This is a genomic window from Candidatus Planktophila sp., assembly GCF_036734405.1.
Taxonomy (GTDB): Bacteria; Actinomycetota; Actinomycetes; order Nanopelagicales; family Nanopelagicaceae; genus Planktophila.
The window spans coordinates 40716-55562 of record NZ_DAIMYR010000005.1 but is presented as its reverse complement, the minus strand read 5'-3'; the positions used below and the strand labels follow the sequence as shown (position 1 = coordinate 55562).

The 14847-nt window shown below is 46.3% G+C and carries 19 protein-coding genes and 1 other RNA gene; 7 read left to right on the top strand and 13 right to left on the bottom strand.

Features of this window, described 5'->3' with window-relative positions; genetic code table 11:
- Positions 1–49 precede the first annotated feature (49 nt).
- The 5 genes from AC9UC2_RS06620 (at position 50) to AC9UC2_RS06600 (ending at position 3545) form a co-directional block, all read left to right on the top strand.
- On the top strand, positions 50–1129 hold the full coding sequence (locus tag AC9UC2_RS06620) for a pirin family protein (protein ID WP_509526687.1): 1080 nt from the start codon (positions 50–52) through the stop codon (positions 1127–1129).
- An 86-nt stretch (positions 1130–1215) separates the two neighbouring features.
- Positions 1216–2175, top strand: a complete 960-nt coding sequence (locus AC9UC2_RS06615; protein ID WP_509526685.1) for a DUF222 domain-containing protein — start codon at positions 1216–1218, stop codon at positions 2173–2175.
- A 111-nt stretch (positions 2176–2286) separates the two neighbouring features.
- Positions 2287–2529, top strand: a complete 243-nt coding sequence (locus tag AC9UC2_RS06610) for an HNH endonuclease signature motif containing protein (protein ID WP_509526863.1) — start codon at positions 2287–2289, stop codon at positions 2527–2529.
- Between the two features lie 62 nt (positions 2530–2591).
- Positions 2592–3149, top strand: coding sequence for a GNAT family N-acetyltransferase (locus AC9UC2_RS06605; protein ID WP_509526683.1), 558 nt, complete (start codon positions 2592–2594; stop codon positions 3147–3149).
- Positions 3150–3545: a hypothetical protein gene (locus AC9UC2_RS06600; RefSeq protein ID WP_509526681.1), complete on the top strand. Its 396-nt coding sequence runs from the start codon at positions 3150–3152 to the stop codon at positions 3543–3545.
- Positions 3546–3551: 6 nt separating this feature from the next.
- Here the strand turns inward: AC9UC2_RS06600 and ssrA are convergent.
- From ssrA to AC9UC2_RS06535, 13 genes are all read right to left on the bottom strand, one after another.
- Positions 3552–3922: a transfer-messenger RNA gene (gene ssrA, locus AC9UC2_RS06595) on the bottom strand.
- 160 nt (positions 3923–4082) lie between these two features.
- A complete protein-coding gene (gene smpB, locus AC9UC2_RS06590) occupies positions 4083–4586 on the bottom strand; it encodes an SsrA-binding protein SmpB (protein WP_509526679.1) in 504 nt (167 codons plus the stop codon).
- A gap of 28 nt (positions 4587–4614) precedes the next feature.
- Positions 4615–5517 (bottom strand): permease-like cell division protein FtsX, encoded by a 903-nt coding sequence (gene ftsX, locus AC9UC2_RS06585; protein ID WP_509526677.1) that lies wholly within the window; start codon positions 5515–5517, stop codon positions 4615–4617.
- Positions 5518–5534: 17 nt separating this feature from the next.
- The gene (ftsE, locus tag AC9UC2_RS06580; RefSeq protein WP_509526675.1) at positions 5535–6224 is read right to left on the bottom strand and encodes a cell division ATP-binding protein FtsE; all 690 of its coding nucleotides are present in this window, start codon (positions 6222–6224) and stop codon (positions 5535–5537) included.
- 280 nt (positions 6225–6504) lie between these two features.
- Complete coding sequence (gene prfB, locus AC9UC2_RS06575; RefSeq protein WP_509526673.1) at positions 6505–7599, bottom strand: peptide chain release factor 2; 1095 nt, start codon at positions 7597–7599, stop codon at positions 6505–6507.
- A gap of 107 nt (positions 7600–7706) precedes the next feature.
- Positions 7707–8309 (bottom strand): Tad domain-containing protein, encoded by a 603-nt coding sequence (locus AC9UC2_RS06570; RefSeq protein WP_509526671.1) that lies wholly within the window; start codon positions 8307–8309, stop codon positions 7707–7709.
- On the bottom strand, positions 8278–8694 hold the full coding sequence (locus tag AC9UC2_RS06565) for a hypothetical protein (protein WP_509526669.1): 417 nt from the start codon (positions 8692–8694) through the stop codon (positions 8278–8280). Before AC9UC2_RS06565 ends, AC9UC2_RS06570 begins: the two co-directional genes overlap by 32 nt.
- A 58-nt stretch (positions 8695–8752) precedes the next feature.
- The gene (locus AC9UC2_RS06560) at positions 8753–9112 is read right to left on the bottom strand and encodes a hypothetical protein (RefSeq protein WP_509526667.1); all 360 of its coding nucleotides are present in this window, start codon (positions 9110–9112) and stop codon (positions 8753–8755) included.
- Complete coding sequence (locus AC9UC2_RS06555) at positions 9113–9346, bottom strand: hypothetical protein (RefSeq protein WP_509526665.1); 234 nt, start codon at positions 9344–9346, stop codon at positions 9113–9115.
- Positions 9347–9558: 212 nt separating this feature from the next.
- The gene (locus tag AC9UC2_RS06550; protein WP_509526663.1) at positions 9559–10845 is read right to left on the bottom strand and encodes a hypothetical protein; all 1287 of its coding nucleotides are present in this window, start codon (positions 10843–10845) and stop codon (positions 9559–9561) included.
- Positions 10846–11082: 237 nt separating this feature from the next.
- Positions 11083–11247 carry a DUF5679 domain-containing protein gene (locus AC9UC2_RS06545; RefSeq protein ID WP_445821468.1) on the bottom strand — a complete coding sequence of 55 codons (165 nt, stop codon included), beginning with the start codon at positions 11245–11247 and terminating at the stop codon, positions 11083–11085.
- Between the two features lie 101 nt (positions 11248–11348).
- On the bottom strand, positions 11349–12005 hold the full coding sequence (locus tag AC9UC2_RS06540; RefSeq protein WP_509526661.1) for a M48 family metallopeptidase: 657 nt from the start codon (positions 12003–12005) through the stop codon (positions 11349–11351).
- A 282-nt stretch (positions 12006–12287) separates the two neighbouring features.
- Complete coding sequence (locus AC9UC2_RS06535) at positions 12288–13607, bottom strand: zinc-dependent metalloprotease (protein WP_509526659.1); 1320 nt, start codon at positions 13605–13607, stop codon at positions 12288–12290.
- A gap of 100 nt (positions 13608–13707) precedes the next feature.
- Between AC9UC2_RS06535 and AC9UC2_RS06530 the strand changes: the two genes are divergently transcribed.
- Positions 13708–13917 carry a hypothetical protein gene (locus AC9UC2_RS06530; RefSeq protein ID WP_509526658.1) on the top strand — a complete coding sequence of 70 codons (210 nt, stop codon included), beginning with the start codon at positions 13708–13710 and terminating at the stop codon, positions 13915–13917.
- Between the two features lie 41 nt (positions 13918–13958).
- The gene (locus tag AC9UC2_RS06525) at positions 13959–14735 is read left to right on the top strand and encodes a S16 family serine protease (protein WP_509526656.1); all 777 of its coding nucleotides are present in this window, start codon (positions 13959–13961) and stop codon (positions 14733–14735) included.
- Positions 14736–14847: the final 112 nt, after the last annotated feature.

Below are 14847 nucleotides of genomic sequence, written 5' to 3'. Positions count from 1 at the left end.
GGTAGTTGAAAGTTCAATTACTCTTGGGCTCTGAACTAAGGAGAGACCAATGCCAGCAGTAACCGTCAGCGACATCACCGTATTGCCTCGCGTCAGCGAAATTCCTGGTGCACGTGCACGCAAGGTAAAGAGCATTACGACTGCGCCGCAAGGTTTCGAAGGTGAAGGTTTCCCGGTTCGTCGCGCATTTGCCGGTGTTGATTTAGCAGAGCTTGACCCATTCATTCACTTAGATGAAATGGGCGAGGTTGAGTACGCGCCAGGTGAACCAAAGGGAACTCCTTGGCACCCACACCGCGGTTTTGAAACAGTTACTTACATTATTGATGGAATCTTTGATCACCAAGATAACAATGGTGGCGGCGGAACAATTTCAAATGGCGACACACAATGGATGACAGCAGGTGCTGGAATTCTTCACATTGAAACTCCCCCAGAGAGTTTGGTTATGTCCGGCGGTTTGTTCCACGGATTCCAGTTGTGGGTTAACTTGCCTGCAGCAAAGAAGTGGTCAGCTCCTGCATACCAAGATGTTCGCGCAAAAGATGTGGCACTGTTAACCACTGCCGATGGTGGAACTTTGTTGCGCGTTATTGCTGGTGAAGTTGATGGTCACTTTGGTCCAGGGTCAACACAAACTCCAATTACTTTGTTGCATGCAACAGTTGCACCTGGCGCCGAATTACGTTTGCCATGGCGCAAGGATTACAACGCACTTGTGTATGCAATGAGTGGCTTTGGATTTGTTGGCGATGAAGCGCGCCCAGTTCAAGCAGGACAGCTAGCAGTCTTTGCAGATGGCGACACCATTGTTGTTCGCGCTGCAAATCAGCAGGAAGCACGTTCTCCAGAGCTAGAACTGTTTATTCTTGGTGGAGCACCAATTAAAGAGCCTGTCGCATGGATGGGGCCCTTTGTTATGAATACAAAGCGCGAAGTTCTGCAGGCCTTTGAAGATTTCCAAAAGGGCTTACTGGGCTCAATTCCAGCAATTTACAAGGATGATGCCAAGCCAAAAGCACCACTTAACCGCAGTGGCGAAGGTGCGAAGTTAGGTGGGGATGGCAAGCCTGCTGGGCAGCAAATTCTTGATGTACACGGCGCACCTACTGACTTACAAGAGGGTTAAACGCTCAATCTTGTAAAGCAGTTCCTCGAATTCGGGGTTGTGAATAACTTTTTAATTTGTCGGTAGCGCACTCGATAGTGCGATCCATGACAACCGCACTTCGTATTCCTCGAGAGATTCTCGATATTGAGGTTGCCGAATTACTCAAAGCAAAGCCCGGATACAAAATATTGGGCGAATTAATTGAGATCCATCCACGTTCCTTGAGTGCTTCTGGTCGAATCGATTATTTATCCGCCCTTGATCGCCAAGAGTCTTGGATCTGTGCGCTGAAGCAAGAAGCGTTGGTGGCAATTGCTGGCGAATATGCTGATGAAGATGGTGGAATTTTTGGATGCGTTGATGAAGAAGAGCGAGAAGATGTTGCTACCGCTTTACGGTTATCACCAACGACTGCGCAAAATCGAATTGATGTAGCACGTGTATTGATCGGACATCTCCCCAACACTATTTCCGCGCTTTCTACTGGTGAGATCTCGGTCGCTCATGCAACTGTGATTGCACGAGAAACCGCTACCGCGATTAAAAATGGTTTAAGCCCTGAGTCAGTTTTCCGTGTGGAACAGACTGCACTTGCACATGCAGAGTTTCATACCCCAGGACAAGTTGCATCAAAGGTCAAGACAACAATTGCAAAGCTTGCACCTGAGGATTTCGAGGAGTTAGTTGATCGTGCGCGAGATTCACGACGCGTAACCTGCTATCCAGAAGCTGATGGAATGGCAACAGTTATCGCAATTTTGCCAGCAGAAGATGCTCAAACCGTCATGAAATCTATTGAGGCCTACATTCTCAAGCAAGATGCGCAGGACGCGGCTGATTGGTCTTTACTTTCTGCTGACATGAAGCGGGCAGATGCATTAACTGCTATCGCCTCACAAGCATTAGCTTCATTAGCAAATGATGTTCAGCCGCATCGACGTCCAATCACAATTAGCGTTGCAATTGATCTTCCAACATTGTTGGGGTTAGCTGAAAATCCTGGACAACTTGCTGGATATGGAGCGATTCCCGCCTCCGTTGCCAGGCGTTTAGCGGCAGATTGAAATTGGCAACGATTTGTTAGCGATCCAACTACTGGAAATCTCCTAGATTTTGGAAGAGAGAAATACACACCGCCCCAAGAACTAGTTGATTATCTACTTGCGCGTGATCGAATTTGCAGATTCCCTGGATGTAGACGAACTGGTCAGAGTTCAGATATTGATCATGCGCAGAGTTGGGAAACAGGGGGCGAAACAAATCCTGCAAATCTTGGATTACTTTGCCGACGTCACCATAGAATGAAAACACATGGTGGTTGGAGCCTTGAAAGTAATCCTGATGGCTCTTGCCTATGGAAATCACCCACTGGTAAAACCTTTTTCGTTCCTTCTCGTCCATTCCTTGAAGCTGTGTGAGATTTCCTGACCACTACTCCCCGTGGGCACTGTTGAAATCTATTACCTGCGATACTTCACCAATGATCTGGTGGCCAACTGAAGTTCCAACTCTGCAGTATGGGTTGATCACACTTCGCAAGCCTGAAGAACGAGACATTGTTCCGTTGTATGAGGGTGTCCAAGATCCATTGATTCCGAAGTTCACGCGCATTCCAGCTAATTATCAAATGACTAATGCTGAACATTATGTTCGTGAGCGCTCTCCTAACGGGTTCACAATGCGAACTGAGTTGCAATTGGCGCTTGAATACGACGGAAAGTTTGCTGGTGCACTTTCATTTCACACACTAGATCTGGATTCTGGAAAAGCTGAAATCGGTTATTGGCTAACAGCAGATGTCCGCGGTAAAGGTGTGGCCACTTCTGCTACACGCTTACTCACTGAATATGGTTTTGAGAGCATCGGTTTTCATCGAATTGAAGCACTAGTAGTTGCATCAAATGTTCCTTCATTAAAAGTTTTGAAGAATGCTGGCTATATGCAAGAAGGAATATTGAGAGATGCATGTTGCCAAGATGATGGAACTCGAGAAGACATGGTTCTATTCGCAGCAATTAGAACTGATTGGGGTAGATAAATGGAGTCATTAGCGATTGTTGTCACAATTCTCTTCTTAATCGCAGTTCTTGCTGGTCCCCTATCGATTGCTTTGTCTTCACAATTTGTTAAGTCTCGGCTAGAAACAAAGGCTTCGCTAGCTATCGTCCTACTGAATCTACTTAGAAAATTCATTCACTTACTTCTTATAGCTTGTGGAAATTTGGTAGGTGTTCAATTCTTACTCATCACAGGATTTCCACTTATTCCACGTTTAATTGGACTCTTCGCGGTCGTCACCTGTTACATCGGATTGCGACGTGAGTATTTTCCGGAGTTCTTCATGATGAGTAACCTGTTCAGTAAATTTGGTATATCTCGAAAAAATGGTCGCTCATCGGGTAATGATGGTCATGGCCCAGAAGGCCAGCACTAAACAAACAAGTGGAGGTGCCGGGAATCGAACCCGGGTCCTTCGGTATTAAAACAGGGCTTCTACGGGCGTAGTGTGATTAACGCTTTCTCAGTCCCGAAGTTTTTACACACCTATCTTCGACGAACTCAGTTGCAAAACTGTTCTCCATCATTGTTTGCAACACCAATGAAGTGAAAAGCCCCCTAGTCGACGCTAGATTCCAGGTCGAGAGCGGCACCTGGGCTAACGGATTTGAACTGCTTATGCAGCTAGTTCGAAATCAGACTTTTTAAGGTCTGCAGTTATTTTTTGCACGGATTATTGGTTTACGAGATCATTCCGGCTTCCTCGGCCCGCTTCCCCTGCCTCAACATCCAAAGTCGAGACCGTTCACCCCCAAGATTTAAAGTGCTTTCACACTTACTTACTTGGAGAAAAAGAAACGTATTTCTTTTCCCTATTTAATTGTCAATTTTCTGCGCCGTCGCGACTGTGCCTCAAAAATTGAGGTATCGAAGCGGCGGTGAGATAAGTGTAAATCAGAGAAGCAGGAAAGCGTTAATCCCCGTATTTGGAAGCAGCACGAGAAGCTTTACCGCTCATACCCCGCGAAACAACACGGGAAACTTCACGGTCTGCCTCGCGTTCTTTAATCGCTTCACGCTTGTCATGTGCCCTTTTACCCTTGGCGACAGCGATTTCAACCTTGGCTTTGCCATCCTTGAAATACAGTTGAAGCGGAACCAACGTCGTTCCTGAATCCTTGAGTTTTCCCATGAGTTTGCGCAGCTCTTGTTTGTGAACAAGTAGCTTGCGATCGCGACGGGGCGTGTGATTCGTCCAGGTTCCTTCGGTGTATTCAGGAATATGTACACCCATCAACCACAATTCGCCATCATTGATCATGGCAAAACCATCAATTAGGGATGCGCGACCTGCGCGAAGTGATTTAACTTCAGTACCGGTTAAGACTAATCCGCACTCAAGAACATCTGAGATTGCGTAGTCATGACGGGCCTTCTTGTTTTGAGCAATGACCTTGCGGCCTATCTCTTTAACCATGCCGCATCACCACCCCTCAATAAGTTAATTAAACCTTAAGGTAGCGGCGAAGCGTAATCACAGAGGCCAGAATTGAAACTACCAAGCCTGTTGCAAGTAAGTACGCCGATGAAACCCAGACTTCGCGCCATCCAAAGAAGTTAGTGAAGGACAGAAGCGGAGCAATATTTGAATCTACAACAGTCTTTAAACCAGCGAGCAAGCCCGTTGCTAATCCCCAACCGATCACGGCCGAGATAACACCTTCGAGCAAGAATGGAAGCTGGATTGACCACGATGATGCACCAACAAGTTTCATTACACCTGTTTCGCGGCGGCGGTTAAAGGCAGCGATACGTAAGGTGTTAGAAATCAAAAGTGCTGCAGTAAGAACCGAAGCAAAACCAACTGCTAGCGCGCCATTTCGAAGCACAGCTAACAACTGGAAGAACTTCTCAAGAATTGCCCGTTGATCTTGCACAACATCAACACCTGGGCGACCGCTGAATGCACTGACAATTACCGCAAATTGTTCTGGATCCTTCAACTTCACTCGGAATGATTCCGGAAGTTGATCGGCAGTTACATTTTGTGCAATCGCTGAATCCTTGAAACGCTCCTGGAAGCGAACAAATGCTTGTGATTGTGATTCATAGAAGACACTATCTACAACACTCATCTCCTGCAGATCCTGCTGAATTGCTAAGCGCTGATCGGCAGTTACCGCACCTGCGGCACATGATGATGAATCAGAAAGATTTCCGCAAAGGAATACTGATACTTCGATCTTGTCATACCAATAATCCTTCATCGCACCGACCTGTGCGTTTGAAAGAAGGCCTATACCAAGCAATGACAGTGAGATCGCTGTTGTCACAACAACAGCAAAGGTCATAGTTAAGTTACGTCGAAGTCCAATTCGAACCTCACTTAGAAGAAACCGTGCGCGCATGTTCTCTCTCCCCGCCCTTAACCCGTGTACCCGTAAACACCACGAACCTGATCGCGGATTACATGTCCACCATCGAGTTCGATAACGCGCTTGCGCATCTGATCCACGATGCCAGCATCGTGTGTTGCCATCAAAACTGTTGTGCCTTCGCGATTTATGCGATCAAGTAATTTCATGATTCCCACAGAAGTTGCTGGGTCAAGGTTTCCAGTTGGCTCATCTGCAATAAGAATTGGCGGGCGGCTTACATATGCGCGAGCAATTGCCACACGCTGTTGTTCTCCACCTGAAATCTCTGACGGCAATCGATCGCCCTTATCTTCCAAACCAACTAGCTCTAAAACCTCTGGAACTTCGCGGTTAATCTCTTTTTGTGAATATCCAAGAACATGCAAAGTAAATGCAACGTTTTCTGAAATTGTCTTGTTTGGTAGTAAACGGAAATCCTGGAAAACAGTTCCAACTGAGCGGCGAAGCTCTGGGACTTTGTGCTTGGACAATGTTCCCAAATCTTTGCCGGCAACATGGATTGCACCAGATGTTGGGCGTTCTTCGCGAAGTACCAAACGTAAGAAAGTTGACTTACCTGAACCTGAAAGACCGACAAGGAAAACAAACTCGCCCTTAACAATTTCAAGATTTACAGAATCAAGAGCTGGGCGCTCCTGACCTGGATAAATCTTGGTGACATTCTCAAAGCGAATCATTGAATCTCCCATTGCATCTGCGGGGTGGAGTTAGGGGAACCACCTTCGACCTGCGCTTAGTTTATGGAAGAGGGGCTGAAATCCTTGGATGTCGCGGGTCTTTAAGCGTGAGAAAAGTGTGAGATTGCTCGAATCCGACGGCAGTGCAATTTTCTTGCTAAGCAATTCCTCGAAATCCTGAGCGTGGCTATTAGTTCTTATGTTCCGGGAATCGAACAATTGAGACAAGGATACGATTTCTTAGAATTCTTACCTTCGAAAATCCCTGTCCGGCTGAATGCTACGAACTACGGCGCCAGCGAATTCCAGCTTCGATGAACTCATCGATTTCACCATTTAATACTGCGGATGTGTTTCCTGTTTCATAATCGGTGCGTAGATCCTTGACCATTTGATAGGGGGCCAAAACATATGAACGCATCTGATTTCCCCAAGAACCTGAGTTATCGCCCTTCAATGCATTGATCTTGGCTTGCTCTTCTTGGCGACGACGTTCTAGAAGCTTTGATTGCAATACAGCCATAGCTGTTGCTTTGTTTTGAATTTGTGAGCGTTCATTTTGGCAAGACACCACAATTCCCGTTGGAATGTGGGTTAAACGCACCGCAGAGTCAGTTGTATTTACGCCTTGCCCACCTGGACCAGATGAGCGATACACATCAACGCGAATTTCCTTTTCATCAATTTCAATGTGATCACTTTGTTCAACAACTGGAACTACTTCAACGCCAGCAAATGATGTGTGACGTCGGCTTTGGCTATCAAATGGTGAAATGCGAACCAATCGATGCGTCCCCTGCTCTACCGACAAGGTTCCATAGGCATAGGGTGCTGAAACCTTAAATGTTGTTGATTTGATTCCTGCTTCTTCTGCATAAGAAGTTTCAAGAACATCGACCTTGAATGAGTGACGTTCGCAGTAACGCAAATACATGCGCATGATCATTTCGGCCCAGTCCGCAGCTTCAACGCCACCGGCTTCTGAACGAATAGTTATCAAAGCATCACGATCATCGTATTCACCGTTTAACAGGGTTTGAACTTCAAGTTCGCTAACGGATTTCTTAACCGCATCCAACTCTTTCTCAGCATCATGAATTCCACCAGGTTCACCAGCGGCTAATTCAAAGAGGATCGGCAGCTCTTCTACTCGCTGGCGCAGCCCCGATAACTTTGCAATCTCTGATTGCACGCGAGATAAGCGACTTGTGATCTTTTGTGCCGCCTCTGGGTCATCCCAAAGATTAGGAACACCCGCTTCTACCTCTAGCTCTTCTGCCTGCTTGCGCAACTTTGGTAGGTCCAAAACCTTTTCAATCGAAACAAGGGTCGCATCAATCGCATCGATCTCTAATTGATATTCGCGTGCGGCCATGGGTTAAGGATAGCCAACCAAGCATGCGCATGCGAATGCCGCAATTTTATGGGAGAAAAGTAAGCAATCTGAGATTCATTCATCGCAGTTCGCATGCAAATCTTTTGTCAGTTCAGCCGAATTCCAAACAAGTAGAAGCCCTCTTGAACTTTGTTTGTTGTACCCGCTGAGGCGGTCAAAAACACTGAATTAGTTCTAGAGAATGGAACCTGGAAAGGAAGTTTCATCTCAGATCGTGTGCTTATTTCTAAAGAAGCGCCATCACAATCAAAATTCGTTAATTCAATTCCCTTTAATTGGTGCCACTTCATATCACTCTCATCATTGCTCCATGAGTTAAGTTCAAGTAAAACTTCGATCCCTCCTCTCGTGCAATCGATTGGTATAACGGGGTGGGCTCTTTGCGTTGCAATGGCCAAAGGCACAGTGAACATATTTCCTTTGCCCTGGTAATACTTGTTCTTATCGAGAGCGTGAACTCCTCTTTGTGCGGCTGCTTCAGTTGCCTGCACAAGAGAACGCTTAGCAACAATTATTGATGACACATCGGTCATCACCATCAGGGAAGCAACGGTGATCACGAATAGGCCAATCACAATCACCGAGATTGATCCGGTTTCAGATTTGAATCTTTTTTTAAGATTAATGCCAAGGCCTGAGATGCTCTTAAGGACTTGATTAAAGCCATGGACTGAGGTGCTCTTGCGCACTTGCTGATACCTCTCGTTGGGTTTGATCATCAATGAATGAAATTGTTAACTTGATTCGACCATTTGCGGTTAAGCATGGAAAGTGCGAGCAATCCATATGAATGCGCAAACTAGCCATTTCGCTCGGACTTAGGTTCCATTCCCTTGCCAACAATTGTGTTGCGCTACTAGACAAATTCCGTGCTGCACCATCATTCTCGCTGATTACATACACTCTAAGAACTTCGCGAGCCATGGAACGAGCAATCACTTCATTTGCACTAATGGATGAAAAACTATTGAGATATATAAATATTGGAATAAACAACGGAATCGCTAACGCGACAAATTCGACAATTGCTCCCCCATCTTCGCGGCGTGCATGCCTTGCTAACTTTTGCCACACAGAGGGCGTCTGACACGTTGATTGGCTCGATCTTCCACTTATTGAATGACTAGATCCATCACTCATTGATTGGCTCGATCACGGAGATGCCAACAACTTGTGTCTTGGGAGCTCCTCCAAAAATTTCAATGAGTCCTGGAACCAACTGCAAAACACTGTGCGAACGATGGGTGATTAGGACACGGATTTTTTCAATCCCACCACCGATCTCTATAACTTCATCATCGGCATGAAATTGTTGGGATATTGCGCGCTCTGCCGCATCACCTTGGGCCATCGCTAAATCTGCATTGCGCAAATTTGTTGCGGCAATTATTTGAGCTCCAATAAGGAAAAGAAAGAGCACCGGTATGAGAACTAAGGCACTTTCGACATTTCCATCCTCACGTAGCCAATGGGCTCGAATGCGCGAAAACACTTAACGAATGCCGTTCATTGAATCAAGAGAGTTTTTCAAAATAGCGGTTAAACGTGGAGCTGCAATAGTCCAAATTGCAGTGACAAGTCCAGTTGTCATCAAAACAACAAGCACCCACCCTGGAACATCCCCACGATCATCTTTGAGGCGTGCGAAAAAGTTTTGCTGGATTGTAATTAGTTTTTGACGAAAAGTTATTTCAGCGACAAATGCTCGTTCCAGTAATTTACTCATTATTCCTCTTTCGTTTAAAGTGACTAGTGACGGATGTACTTAGTGACGGATGTACTTAGTGACGGATGTGCTTAGTGACGGATGTACTTAGTGACGGATGTGCTTAGTGACGGATGTACTTAGTGACGGATGTGCTTAGTGACGGAATTGATATTTTCTTTCCTAAACAAATTTCACTATTGGAACTTGATTTGCCTGTGGATACTTCACATTCATTTCCATTGGCATGGGCACTTTGGATGACGAGCGAATCGAGTAAGGGCACCAGGGGCTGGCGACAAGTAATCGAAGGTCAACTGTGACCCGATGAATTCGCTGCATCCTGTGTCGATTAACTGAAGAACTGCTTGTGTGGCGACACCAGCAACTTGATACCCAACAGATACCGGAAGCTCGTCACAGTGAAATTTCACTGGTTCTAAATCTTCCATTCCATACCGTTCGCTAACACCAATCTCGATGCAGCTTTTGCAGGGAGTTTTAGCCGGCACAACAAGGGGACCACATAAGGCCGCACCACCAACAATCTGGCCAACAAAGAAATGATCCATGTCATCGCGCATGAGTTGTTCAATTAATTCAGCAGGATATTGGCCTATGACGATACGAAGATTTCTTTCGGGAATCAGAGCGTCGATGCTTCCCTTTACATTTTTTGAAGGTGTTGGGAAAAGCGACCATTCACGGGCTAACTCCTCCATTCGAGCCACATAATTCAATCCATAATCAGTAGTTCTAAGGATGCCAGTTCCCAAATCTAAATCACCAATTGAAGACTGTGTGCGCCGTGAAGTGATTGAAAATCGAGTGTTTGTTACTCCACTTGCAAGCAAACCGTTATAGATAAGTGTCGCAACTCGATTGCTCCCATAAATTTCAACACCAAAACTTTGTCGTGCAGACAAGAGCTCTACGCCACCGTCAATGACACCTTCGACCCACGTGGTTTGGCTTAGTTCAGAAACCATGCGTTGTTGAAGTTGTCGATAGGAAGCATCATTACTTTGATCTTCAGTGTGTGCTGCCCTTTGCGCGATGTGAGACTGAAAACGATTATGCAATCTAACTTTCGATTTACTGATGTCAACTAACTGGGCATCTAGCAATTCAACAATTACATTTTCAACGACTTCAATAGGAGCATTTACTTCATCACTGATTTGAAGAGCGCTATGTTCTCCATCAAATTTTGCGATAATCGCACGAGCACCAGGATGATGAATTGTTATCGCTCGATGAGCGGTAGCAATGATCAAAGATTTTTCTATCTCAGCGATTGGGACACTAATTTGTACCCCCGTTTTTAGCCGCGGTTTAGGATCAGCCGCAATTTCAGTGTTGAACTGCTCAATCGAAATTTTGGTTACCCGCGCTGGCCGTGATCCGCGTATGTACTTCCGACGAGTTTTCTCAGTATGCACTGCTTGGTTCTGGGGGCTTTCTTGCTCTAGTGCCAGTAGCCCAGGTGTCTGTGATTGATTTTCCATAAATGTTGTCATGGCCCAACAGTGGTGATTGCGAGCGCACTAGCGATCAGAGGGCTTCAAATCTGTGGAGGACTTCACTCTTTGATTACCGAGTGAAATCTTGGAAATACACAGATAGGAGAAATGCAAAGTTAGAGAAATAGTTGGGTGGAAAGCAAAAGACCCCCGCACCGAAATAGTGCGAGGGTCTTTTGTAACGCTAGACGTTCGAAAGTGAAATCGAGCTCACTTACTCGAAACGAAATTTAATTACTGTGCTTTGCCAAGGATGCGATTGACCTTGGTGCCACACACTGGGCAGATGCCTTGTGCCATGCGACGACCAGAGTCTGAGACCTTTACGGTTCCCTCGAATTCACGCTTCTCTTTGCACTTAACGCAGTAAGCGTCACCTTTGTATGTCTCTGCTGTCATTCTTTTCCTCCTATCGACGCGTGCGATCCCATTGGGATGCTCCCCGTATGGGGCAGGCGTTGTGTACGAGATTACTCGCCAACACGCTCAAACGCGCCTATCTAACCCTCTTTATTTAGGAGTTTTTTTAGAGCCTCTGGGGCGGTCAGAGCGTTCTCGGCCGCCTCATACCCGCTCAAATACGCCTCAGCCTGGTCCTCGAGCGGGAATCTGGCCAAAAGGGCCTTGAATTCGGGTCCATGGTCGAAGTACTGCAGGTGGATCGCCTCATGGAAAAGCACATAGTCCACGACATACTCGGGAGCCCCTTTGAGCCGGTCTGAGATCCTGATTGTTCGGTCCGTGCCCGTGCATGAGCCCCAGCGCTCGCGCATTCCGCGCCACGTGATGGCCGATGGGCGCAGCGAGATTTCAGGGGCAAGCTCGGTCAGCAGCTCATCGACTCGAATGTGCAAGCTTTCCTCGCTCATTGTGGCCGCAGCCTCTTGAGCGCGGATCTTGGCAACCATTTGCGGAACCATCTCTCGCTCATCAGCCTTGCTCATGCGGGCTGGAATCGAAACCACGATGCGGCCACCTTGGCGATAAGCCGAGATGTTTTTCTTTCGACGAGTTGACCTAATTACAACAATCTCGCCTTCTGAGATTCCTGGCAACGTTTCGCCCTCCAAGGTCTGTTCCACAAAGGCGTGCGAGTTTTCGCTCTGGCCTTCTGGCATAAAACTTTGGTGGTTGGTCATTGAAAAATAGTAAGTCATCTCTCAACTAAACCTTGAGAGATTGGGTAATCGATGACGCGATTTCTTTTTCGAAAGATGCGCCAAGCAATCTTCAATATCGGAGAAAAACACCCTTTGTCAACGTGGTTCTCATTTGATAAACCTCCGAGAAAGACTTACTTTACGACTACGAACTCCTCGGATAACAGTTCTACATCAGCAAGGGGAAGGCTGATTTAGAGCAAGTGACCGGGGAGTTCGCTTTTCTGTTTGTAGGTAAGGTTTGATGAGGTTTCATCGCTGAACCTTGAATCAAGAAATCTAGAGCAACCCTGACAAATCATCTGGAACTTCCAAACTCTTCAGAAAGCTCTCAGGTGTTAACAAATCATCGGCGGTGGGAAGAATTCCACTCCAAATTCGATCTCGGGCTTCAACATCTTTGATTTCACGAACTTGCTTCCAGAATGCCGATGCTTCACGTGCAAGGCGTGGTGAAACTTGCAAACCAAATAGTGATGAAAAGAGTTGTTGTGCTGGTGCAGATGTTGCGCGACCTCTGCGTAGAGTTTCTTGAAGCGCTCCAATATTCGGAAGTCGATCCCCTGCAGCAAGTGCAACAACTTCTTCGCTCCAGCCATCAATTAATGCAAGCGCAGTTTCTAATTTTGTAAGGGCTGCGCGCTGTGCCGGCGTTTCTTGTGGTGTAAAAATTCCATCGTTGAGCGCGATATTCAAACTCTCTGGATTTGTTGGATCAAAGCCATGGCCTGATTCAAGTGCTTGCTGTGCTTGCTCTTGAATCGCTTCCATATCAATATTGATTCCCTTGCCGTAATCAGTGATTGCGGTGCGGATGTATGAAACTAGCCATGGATTGTGGGCAAACAACCGTGCAATTGCAGCTTCACGTAGTGCGTGAAATATGCGGATCTCTTCCATAGGAATATCAAGATCAGTTGCCCATTCCTTAATGTTTTGTGGAACAAGCGTTGGATAAGCCCCATCAATTAGCGGTAAACCCACATCGTGAGCGCCCGTGACCTTGCCCGATAATCCACCAATTGCTTGGCCAAGCTGTGTAGCAACAAGTGTTCCAATAAAGGAGTTTAGAAGCGCTGAGATCATTCCAATTGGGATCTGCATATTTCCTTGGCCAAAAGGATTATCAGCGCCAAAGGGATTGTCCTGTGAGACGCTCTCGCCTTGTGCTTGATTAAGCAATTCACCAATTGCAGATGACAAGCCAATTGCCAGTGGTTCAACAGTTGTTTGCCAACCCGCCAACGTCGTGTCAACCCAATCAGTGCGAGCTAAAGCAACACTTCCAGAGTTTGGGGATTGCGGGAAAAAAGTTGCATCGTTAAGCCACAGCTCTGCAATAGAGATTGCTTGTTCAACTTCGGCAACATCATTAGCGCCAATAGGTGCTGAGCCCTGAGCAGTTGCAAACTTCTTGGCGGTATCGCGCACAAGGTTTTTCGGTAAAGCTTCAGTTGAACCACCAAAACCTGAAGCATTTATTCCCAGCTTTGAGAACTGTTCTTGAATCTGCTGTTGCATCTGTTGCATCATCGCAGCAAAATCAACTGGCTCGTTAGAGTCATCTGAATTTCCTGGTGTGAAGCCAAAAGGTGTCATGGATCAATCCTCCCAGTGTTAGAACAACTTCGCACCCTTTTCTATTCCAACGCGTTTTTCCCGGTCAGCGCAGGGCAGTTGCAACCAGTAGGCTGGGCTCATGTCCAACGCTTTCGCTGCTTTAATCTGGTGGGTAGTTCCTGCCGCTGGACTAATTGGTGCACTCGGATACGTTCTATGGGTTACAAAGTTTCAAGGGAAATTTCAGCAAGAAACACAGCGCTCTGTTGGACAGTTTCAGCGCTTTCAGGATTCTCTCCGCGATTCCCAAGCCCGCGATGCTGAAAATGATTCAGAGTCCTCTAACTAGGTAAAGCACTATCTAGCGCGAAATTAATTGACCCAACAATGATGAGATTTTCAAGGCTTCCACGATTAGCCAAGGCAACTTTAGGAATCTTTTTTGCACTAGCAACTCTTGCGCCTTTGCCTTTTGCAATTGTCTTGCCAGGTGAAGCTCAAAACATTTTCAAGGGTGTCATTACATTTAAAGATTTAACAAACTATCCCGCATCTGGTCGCATTGATTTAATGTCGATCAGAGTGACAAACCCCGATGCCTGGATTTTTGGACCAGAACTGGTGTACTCATGGATAAGTGGTAATCGCTCTGTGTATCCGAAATCTGCTATCTATCCTCCTGGAACTTCAACAGAAGAAGAGAGCAAGCAAGCCAAGGCCGACATGGTTAAATCACAAGACACAGCAATTGTTGCTGCGGTTAATTACTTGCAATCACATCCACAAATTATGGCTGACACAAAATCACAAGGTGTTGACCGCGCAAACCAACTTGATACGAAGAAGATTGTTTTTAAGACTGGTGAAACTGGTGGTCCAAGTGGAGGTCTTGTTTTTTCAATTGGTCTAGTTGAATTGTTAACTGAAAAAGACTTGCTTCAGAAACGGCACATCGCAGGCACCGGAACAATTACGGCCCGAGGCATCGTTGGTCCAATTGGTGGGATCAACGAAAAGATTATGTCTGCCCGAAAAGTGGGAGCAACAGTTTTCTTTGCACCCGTGGATAATGCCGAAGAGATCAGTAATGTCCCTGAAGGCATCAAAGTAGTAACTGTTGCCACATTGGCTCAAGCAATTAGCTATTTGGAGCGATCTAAGGGCTAAAGGAGGAAAGCCCTGCTCGATCCCACCCAAAAACAGAGTAAAGATTTGGCTCTCAGGAATTATTCACCTTTCCAAGCCCTTAAAGACAACGCCTAATTGGTGGCGTAATTCC

Coding starts and splice junctions, on each gene's coding strand:
- ftsE (WP_509526675.1), bottom strand. CDS start 6,224: ATGATTCGCTTTGAGAATGTCACCAAGATTTATCCAGGTCAGGAGCGC.
- AC9UC2_RS06620 (WP_509526687.1), top strand. CDS start 50: ATGCCAGCAGTAACCGTCAGCGACATCACCGTATTGCCTCGCGTCAGC.
- prfB (WP_509526673.1), bottom strand. CDS start 7,599: ATGGCCGCACGCGAATATCAATTAGAGATCGATGCGATTGATGCGACC.
- AC9UC2_RS06555 (WP_509526665.1), bottom strand. CDS start 9,346: ATGAGTAAATTACTGGAACGAGCATTTGTCGCTGAAATAACTTTTCGT.
- AC9UC2_RS06550 (WP_509526663.1), bottom strand. CDS start 10,845: ATGACAACATTTATGGAAAATCAATCACAGACACCTGGGCTACTGGCA.
- AC9UC2_RS06540 (WP_509526661.1), bottom strand. CDS start 12,005: ATGACTTACTATTTTTCAATGACCAACCACCAAAGTTTTATGCCAGAA.
- AC9UC2_RS06525 (WP_509526656.1), top strand. CDS start 13,959: ATGAGATTTTCAAGGCTTCCACGATTAGCCAAGGCAACTTTAGGAATC.
- AC9UC2_RS06605 (WP_509526683.1), top strand. CDS start 2,592: ATGATCTGGTGGCCAACTGAAGTTCCAACTCTGCAGTATGGGTTGATC.
- AC9UC2_RS06615 (WP_509526685.1), top strand. CDS start 1,216: ATGACAACCGCACTTCGTATTCCTCGAGAGATTCTCGATATTGAGGTT.
- AC9UC2_RS06535 (WP_509526659.1), bottom strand. CDS start 13,607: ATGACACCTTTTGGCTTCACACCAGGAAATTCAGATGACTCTAACGAG.
- AC9UC2_RS06530 (WP_509526658.1), top strand. CDS start 13,708: ATGTCCAACGCTTTCGCTGCTTTAATCTGGTGGGTAGTTCCTGCCGCT.
- ftsX (WP_509526677.1), bottom strand. CDS start 5,517: ATGCGCGCACGGTTTCTTCTAAGTGAGGTTCGAATTGGACTTCGACGT.
- AC9UC2_RS06545 (WP_445821468.1), bottom strand. CDS start 11,247: ATGACAGCAGAGACATACAAAGGTGACGCTTACTGCGTTAAGTGCAAA.
- smpB (WP_509526679.1), bottom strand. CDS start 4,586: ATGGTTAAAGAGATAGGCCGCAAGGTCATTGCTCAAAACAAGAAGGCC.
- AC9UC2_RS06600 (WP_509526681.1), top strand. CDS start 3,150: ATGGAGTCATTAGCGATTGTTGTCACAATTCTCTTCTTAATCGCAGTT.